We start from the raw sequence: 6,845 nt of genomic DNA, 5'->3' as shown, positions 1-6,845 counted from the left end.
TCGGAAGATTTTCGGATGTTACATAAGAGATCGCGCTGTCGATCTGTCCTTCGCCGTCGAATCCTGTTGTTGTATAACTGTAAGTGTTATAGTCCATGGAGGACTGGTAGATCGTATCGTAAGATACGACTTTGCTTCTGTCACCGCATACAACGATCAGGCTGTTTGCAGAAACATCATCACTTGTATACTGAGAAGTAAATTTCGGATTTACAACAGGGTCTTTTGTCTCAACTTTAATATGCGAAGATTCTTCCGCATATTTTTCCAGAAGTCTCTTTAATGTCTCATCCTCAGAACCACTCTGGACAACCTGATAGATCGCGATATCCTTGTCCAGCTTCTTGAGATAAGCTTTCGTCTCATCGCCGATACTGTAAAGCTTCTGTGAGCTTACATCAAACTCTGTATATTTAGATGGCAGAGATCCGACGATCATATTGATCACAATTACGATCACAATAAAAATCGCACTGATCACAACACTATAGGAACCGTTTTTCAGATATTTTCCATTCATGGATTCTTTAATCCTCTGCTTTAACGGCTTCTTTTCTTTCTTGTTCTGCCCGTCTTTTTTGTTAAACTTTTCCTTCAGTTTCATCTTTCTCGCCTCCTTAATTCCAACGTCTCTTCGCAATAGACTGTACGGTCAGGAAAAGACAAACTGCGATCACTGACACGAAATACAGGATTCCCTTGATGTCAAAGATCGAATTGGCAAAGTTATCAAAATGGCTACTCAGGTTAACGATATTCAGAGCCTTCTGGATCCCGCCTGAGAAGAAAGAAGAATTTACCACATATATAATCGCAAGAATGATCTCTCCGATCACACATACTGCTGCCGAAATCAGCAGATTCTTGATCATCGTATAAATGATCAGAGCTGCCGCAAGGATCAGAAGTCCAAATGTAATGCAGGTAGACAGAGCTCCCTCTGAAAAGAATGAGGAAATTCCGTTCATCATATAAAATGCAAACAGAAATACAAAGGTAAGAACTGCTGCAATAACCTGACTCTCAGTCAGGGAAGATACAAATACACCAATTGCAAGGTTTGCACAGCCAAGCAGAAAAAATCCCAGAATACCTGTATAGGCTCCTGCAAAAGAAACTGTTCCGAATTTTGACATCAGAAGTGGGTAAAAGCACATGATGACCATCGGAATCGCAAAGATCGTTACCAGTGCAAGATATTTACCAAGAACGATCTGGCCGACAGAAACCGGCGCTGTCAGAAGCAGCTGGTCTGTCTTCTGTTTCCGTTCTTCTGCAAGAACTCTCATGGTCAGGATTGGAACGCTGATCAGAAATACAAAGGTCAGCGCACTTAACGTATATTCAAATTTCGGATAAGCTGCTGCCAGCTGATAGGCCGAAAAATAAATACCTGTAAGAAGCAGGATAAAGAAAATAAACAAATATCCTACCATAGATGTGAGATAACTTCTCAGCTCTCTCTTATATACTGCTGTCATTTCGTTTCTCCCTCCTTCTCCGGTTCCTCAGGTTTTTTCTTCTTGTCATCTTCGGTCAGCTCCAGGAAGATCTCTTCGAGGGATACTTTCTTGGACTGCATTTCAAGGATCGGATAATGATGTTCTGCCATCTTAAAGAAAACTTCCTCACGGATATCTGTATTTTCTTCTGTGGAAAGTTTCACTTCCCAGCCTTCCTGATCCTTGGCTGCGTTGATCGCGATCTCCTTGATCCCCTCGATCTCTCCAAGCAGAATACGGATCTTGTCCTTATCTCCTTTGACAAGAAGTGACAGATTGTTGGAACCCTGCGCGAGTTTCCCCAGGTTATCCGGCGTATCGCTGGCAACCAGTTTGCCATGAGAAATGATCAATACATAATCACATACTGCACTTACCTCAGAAAGAATATGAGAACTCAGGATAACGGTATGTTTCTTTTTAAGGCTCTTGATCAGATCGCGGATCTCTATGATCTGCTTCGGATCAAGTCCTACTGTCGGCTCATCCAGGATGATAACTTCCGGATATCCTAGGATCGCCTGTGCAAGTCCAACTCTCTGTCTGTAACCTTTGGACAGATTTTTGATCAGGCGGTTACGCATATCTGAGATCTTGACCATCTCCATGACTTCTTCAACCATGGATTTCTTTTCGTTTTTTGGGATTTTTTTGAGATCAGCGGCGAAATTCATATATTCGAGCACTGTCATATCGAAATAAAGAGGCGGAATTTCCGGCAGATAACCGATACATTTCTTTGCCTGTTCCGGTTCTTCCAGTATGTCATGACCGTCAATGGTTACCGTTCCTTCCGTAGATGCTATATAACCGGTAATCATGTTCATAGTTGTTGATTTACCGGCTCCGTTCGGCCCGAGAAAGCCGTAGATTTTTCCCTTCTCTATCTTAAAAGAAAGGTGGTCAACTGCTGTATGGTCGCCATAACGTTTGACCAGATTGTTTACTTCAATCACAAATTTCTCCTCCTTTTCTTTACAAACAGAAGATGCTTCCGGGCGAAACAGAGATAGGGGATACCTGGAAACATCTTTTATTACGGAGCGGATCTTACATCCGCTCCTTGAAATATTCTATGAGAAAGTTGTGATAAAAATTGGATAAATCTGTGAGGATTCTGTGAAAAGGAATTTGAGAAATTCAGGATAATTTATGACAAAGGTTCTTTGAGAGGAGTGCCTGCCTTGCGTGGATAACGTCCCGGGGTCGCTTTGACCTTCTCGATCACAACGAGGGAGCGCTGGATCTCTGAATCCGGAAGCTGGAAATAGACAACATCCTGGATCCTGCCGCCGAGGATCTTGATTGCTTTCTGTGCCTGCTCTACTTCTTCCTGTACGGTACCTGATTTATAGGAAATAAAAAATCCGCCTGTCTTCACATATGGAAGGCAGTATTCTGATAAAGTTGCCAGATTGGATACCGCACGGGAAACACAGAGATCATACGTTTCGCGGTATGCTTTGTTTTTGGCAAATTCTTCGGCTCTGCCGTGGATCGCAGTGATATTTTCCAGTTTCAGAAGCTGGAAATTTTCCTCAAGGAAGTTCACTCTTTTTTTGAGAGAATCCAGAAGGCAGGCTTCCAGATGCGGGAACGCGATCTTGAGCGGAACGCCCGGAAAACCTGCACCTGTTCCGATATCCATGATCCTGTTTACCTTGCTCATATCCACTGCTTTTACGCAGGCAAGGCTGTCCAGGAAGTGCTTTACCAGCACTTCCTGAAATTCTGTGATACCGGTCAGGTTCATGACTTTATTTTTTTCTACAAGATATTCGTAAAAATCTGTAAACTGCTTTTTCTGGACTTCATCGAGAGTGATGCCAAGTTCCTGGCAGCCTTCTTCCAGTATTGTTAAATCATATGCCATTGATCTGCTCCTTCTTTATGCATTTCGTCTGTACTGTTCCAGATATACAAGAAGCACAGAGATATCTGCCGGAGATACGCCGGAGATTCTGGACGCCTGTCCGATAGATACCGGGCGGTATTCTTCCAGTTTCTGTCTTGCTTCAATACGGAGGCTTCCGACTTTTTCATAATCCAAGTCCTCCGGGATCTTCTTTGCTTCCAGTTTCTTGAACTGTTCTACCTGTTTCATCTGACGCTTGATGTAGCCTTCGTATTTCAGATTGATCTCAACCTGTTCTTTTACGTCCCATGGAAGTTCCGGACGTTCTTTGTCGATCGGCGCAAGGTCTTCATAAGTGAGTTCCGGTCTGCGAATCAGTTCTGCGATGGTTGTTCCGGATTTCAGAAGAGTGCTTCCTTTTTCTTCAAGGAGCTTCTGCACTTCCGGATTTCCTCCGATCGTCGCATGTTCTGTTCGCTCAATTTCTCTTGCGATCGCTGCTTCTTTTTCAAGAAGTTTCTGATAAGTCTCCTCGTCGATCAGACCGACCTGATAACCTTTCTTGCGGAGACGTAAATCTGCATTATCCTGTCTGAGAAGCAGACGGTATTCTGCACGGCTTGTCATCATACGATATGGTTCGTGGTTTTCTTTCGTAACAAGGTCATCGATCAGAACGCCGATATATGCCTCGGAACGGTCAAGGATCAGCTGTTCCTGTCCCTTAACTTCCATAGCCGCATTGATTCCGGCGATCAGTCCCTGTGCAGCTGCTTCTTCATATCCTGAGCTTCCGTTGAACTGTCCGCCGCTGAAAAGTCCCTTGATCTTCTTGAATTCCAGTGTCGGATAAAGCTGCCGCGGATTGATGCAGTCATACTCGATCGCATAGGCGTTCTTTACGATCTTTGCATGCTCCAGTCCCGGTACGGAGTGGTACATCTCATCCTGAACATCTTCAGGAAGGGAGCTTGACATTCCACCGACATACATCTCGTTTGTATAAAGTCCTTCTGGCTCGATAAATACCTGATGGCGTTTCTTATCAGCAAATCTTACTACTTTGTCCTCGATGGACGGGCAGTATCTCGGTCCTGTTCCCTCGATCATTCCGGAATACAGAGGGGAACGGTCAAGGTTTGCACGAATGATCTCGTGTGTTTTTTCGTTTGTGTAGGTAAGCCAGCAGGATTTTTGCTCGATCTGCACGCTTTCCGGGTCTGTGAAAAAAGAGAACGGTACAACTCTCTTATCACCAAACTGTTCTTCCATCTTGGAATAGTCGATGGTATTTCCTGCGATTCGTGCCGGTGTTCCTGTCTTGAAACGGAACATTTCGATTCCAAGTTCCTTGAGTGAATCCGTCAGATAGTTTGCCGCCTGCAGTCCGTTCGGACCTGTATAGTTGCTGACATCACCATAAATACAGCGTGCCTTGAGGTAAGTTCCTGTGCAGAGTACGACCGCCTGGCAGTGATAAACTGCACCTGAATATAATTTTACACCTGTGATCTTTCCATCTTCTACAAGAAGTTTGGTTACTTCTCCCTGTTTGATCGTAAGGTTTGGCTGGTTTTCCAAAGTCTTACGCATCTCTGTGCTGTATGCCTGTTTGTCTGCCTGCGCTCTGAGTGAGTGAACTGCAGGTCCCTTGGACTGGTTCAGCATTTTGGACTGAATAAAAGTCTTGTCAATATTTTTGCCCATTTCCCCGCCGAGTGCATCCAGCTCTCTTACCAGATGTCCCTTGGAGCTGCCTCCTACGTTCGGGTTACACGGCATCAGTGCGATACTGTCCACACTGACTGTAAACATTACGGTATCAAGTCCCAGTCTTGCACAGGCAAGAGCTGCTTCACATCCTGCATGACCGGCTCCAACTACAACGATATCACAGTTTTTCTCCAGTCTTCTGTCCTCCATTTTTATCTTCCCTTCTTTTCTAAATTGCGTTTATTTTCCTGTACAGAATTTGCTGAAGATCTCATTGACCAGATCCTCCCCTACGGATTCTCCCACGATCCTTCCGAGGCTTTCGTAGGCATTCATAAGGTCGATGGAAAAGAAATCTTCTGCCATTCCCATATCAATACTGTTCTTCACAAGTTCCAGGCTTTCTTTCGCTTCTTCCAGTGCAGCTTTGTGTCTTGCATTTGTGATGTATACTTCATCATTAAAAGAAAGTTCTCCCTGGAAAAACATGTTCTTGATCTCATCTTCCAGTTTACGGATCCCTGTTTCTTCCACTACAGAAACAGGGATCACCGGACTTCCGGTACGCTGCTTTATTTTCTCCATATCTACGACCGGCTCAAGGTCTGTCTTGTTGTAGATCACGATGCTTTTTCTTCCGGAAAGTAATTCTATGATCTCTTCATCGTTTTCGTCAAGTGGTCTGGATGAATCTACAACATACAGGATAAGGTCTGCGTCCTCTGCCATCTGTTTGGCTTTGCCGACTCCGATCTTTTCCACTACATCCTCGGTTTCGCGGATTCCTGCGGTATCGATCACGCGAAGTGTAATTCCGTTCAGAGAAATGTATTCCTCCAGGATATCCCTCGTTGTGCCTTCGATCTCTGTGACGATCGCGCGGTCTTCGCCTACCAGGAAATTGAGGAGGGAAGATTTGCCGGCATTTGGTTTACCGAGGATAACTGTCTTGATCCCCTCCTGGATCATTCTTCCGTCGTCGGCAGTTTTCAACAGGTCCTGGATCTCTTTGGTCTCTTTATCCACAATGACTCTTAATTCCTGTGGATAGCCGGTGAGATCGTAGTGCTCCGGATCATCCAGGGCAGATTCTATATATGCGATCTGGTAGAGCAGTCTGCTCCGGATCTCTTTTACGGCACGCTGTACGGAGCCTTTGAGCTGTTCTACGGAGCTCTTGAGTGCCATGGAGTTTTTGGCCTGAATGACATCCATGACAGCCTCCGCCTGCGACAGATCCAGCCTTCCGTTTAAGAAAGCTCTCTTTGTAAATTCTCCTGGTTCTGCGATCACGGCTCCGTTTTTGAGCACGGTTTCCAGAACCTTCTTCATGGCATAGACTCCGCCATGACAATCTATTTCTACGGTGTCCTCACCAGTATAAGTGTGAGGTCCTCTCATGATCATAACCAGAACTTCATCAACCACATCTTCTCCATCATAGATGAAACCGTAATGGATCGTGTGGCTCTGTACTTCCCTGATATTTTTCTTTCCGTTTTTGGAACGATAGATCCGGGAAATCACATCCATTGCTTCATCTCCGCTGATACGGACGATCCCGATTCCGGACGCACTCATAGCAGTTGAGATCGCAGCGATCGTTTTTTCCATAATTCCTCCTTATAAAAAAAATGTTATCCCAGAAGAAAGCACACGCCAATCACGTGTTATTCACGCTTTCACCTAGAATAACATTTTATATTTCAGTTGTGAACTGTTTTCACTGCTGATTTAATGTTACTGTTCACTTCGTTCACAGTAACTTGGTCAAA

The 6,845-nt window shown here is 44.6% G+C and carries 6 protein-coding genes; all 6 read right to left on the bottom strand.

Annotated features, from left to right (window positions below; all coding sequences use genetic code 11):
- A partial coding sequence (locus QZL69_RS00515; protein ID WP_291517587.1) for a DUF7088 domain-containing protein occupies window positions 1-604 on the bottom strand: 604 nt, incomplete at its 3' end.
- Between the two features lie 13 nt (window positions 605-617).
- The gene (locus QZL69_RS00510; RefSeq protein WP_022213279.1) at window positions 618-1,481 is read right to left on the bottom strand and encodes an ABC transporter permease; all 864 of its coding nucleotides are present in this window, start codon (window positions 1,479-1,481) and stop codon (window positions 618-620) included.
- Window positions 1,478-2,458, bottom strand: coding sequence for an ABC transporter ATP-binding protein (locus tag QZL69_RS00505; protein ID WP_022213278.1), 981 nt, complete (start codon window positions 2,456-2,458; stop codon window positions 1,478-1,480). Before QZL69_RS00505 ends, QZL69_RS00510 begins: the two co-directional genes overlap by 4 nt.
- A gap of 194 nt (window positions 2,459-2,652) precedes the next feature.
- Entirely contained in the window at window positions 2,653-3,375 is a 723-nt protein-coding gene (gene rsmG / locus QZL69_RS00500; protein ID WP_022213277.1) for a 16S rRNA (guanine(527)-N(7))-methyltransferase RsmG, read from the bottom strand.
- Window positions 3,376-3,390: 15 nt separating this feature from the next.
- The gene (gene mnmG / locus QZL69_RS00495) at window positions 3,391-5,280 is read right to left on the bottom strand and encodes a tRNA uridine-5-carboxymethylaminomethyl(34) synthesis enzyme MnmG (RefSeq protein ID WP_022213276.1); all 1,890 of its coding nucleotides are present in this window, start codon (window positions 5,278-5,280) and stop codon (window positions 3,391-3,393) included.
- A 30-nt stretch (window positions 5,281-5,310) separates the two neighbouring features.
- On the bottom strand, window positions 5,311-6,684 hold the full coding sequence (gene mnmE / locus QZL69_RS00490; protein WP_022213275.1) for a tRNA uridine-5-carboxymethylaminomethyl(34) synthesis GTPase MnmE: 1,374 nt from the start codon (window positions 6,682-6,684) through the stop codon (window positions 5,311-5,313).
- Window positions 6,685-6,845 lie beyond the last annotated feature (161 nt).

This window comes from Blautia sp. CAG:237, assembly GCF_000436615.1.
GTDB lineage: Bacteria > Bacillota > Clostridia > Lachnospirales > Lachnospiraceae > Blautia_A > Blautia_A intestinihominis.
This window is presented reverse-complemented; position numbering and strand designations above follow the sequence as displayed.

What these genes read in the sequence shown, in the direction of transcription:
- rsmG (WP_022213277.1), bottom strand. Translation starts at nt 3,375, where the DNA reads ATGGCATATGATTTAACAATACTGGAAGAAGGCTGCCAGGAACTTGGC.
- mnmG (WP_022213276.1), bottom strand. Translation starts at nt 5,280, where the DNA reads ATGGAGGACAGAAGACTGGAGAAAAACTGTGATATCGTTGTAGTTGGA.
- QZL69_RS00510 (WP_022213279.1), bottom strand. Translation starts at nt 1,481, where the DNA reads ATGACAGCAGTATATAAGAGAGAGCTGAGAAGTTATCTCACATCTATG.
- mnmE (WP_022213275.1), bottom strand. Translation starts at nt 6,684, where the DNA reads ATGGAAAAAACGATCGCTGCGATCTCAACTGCTATGAGTGCGTCCGGA.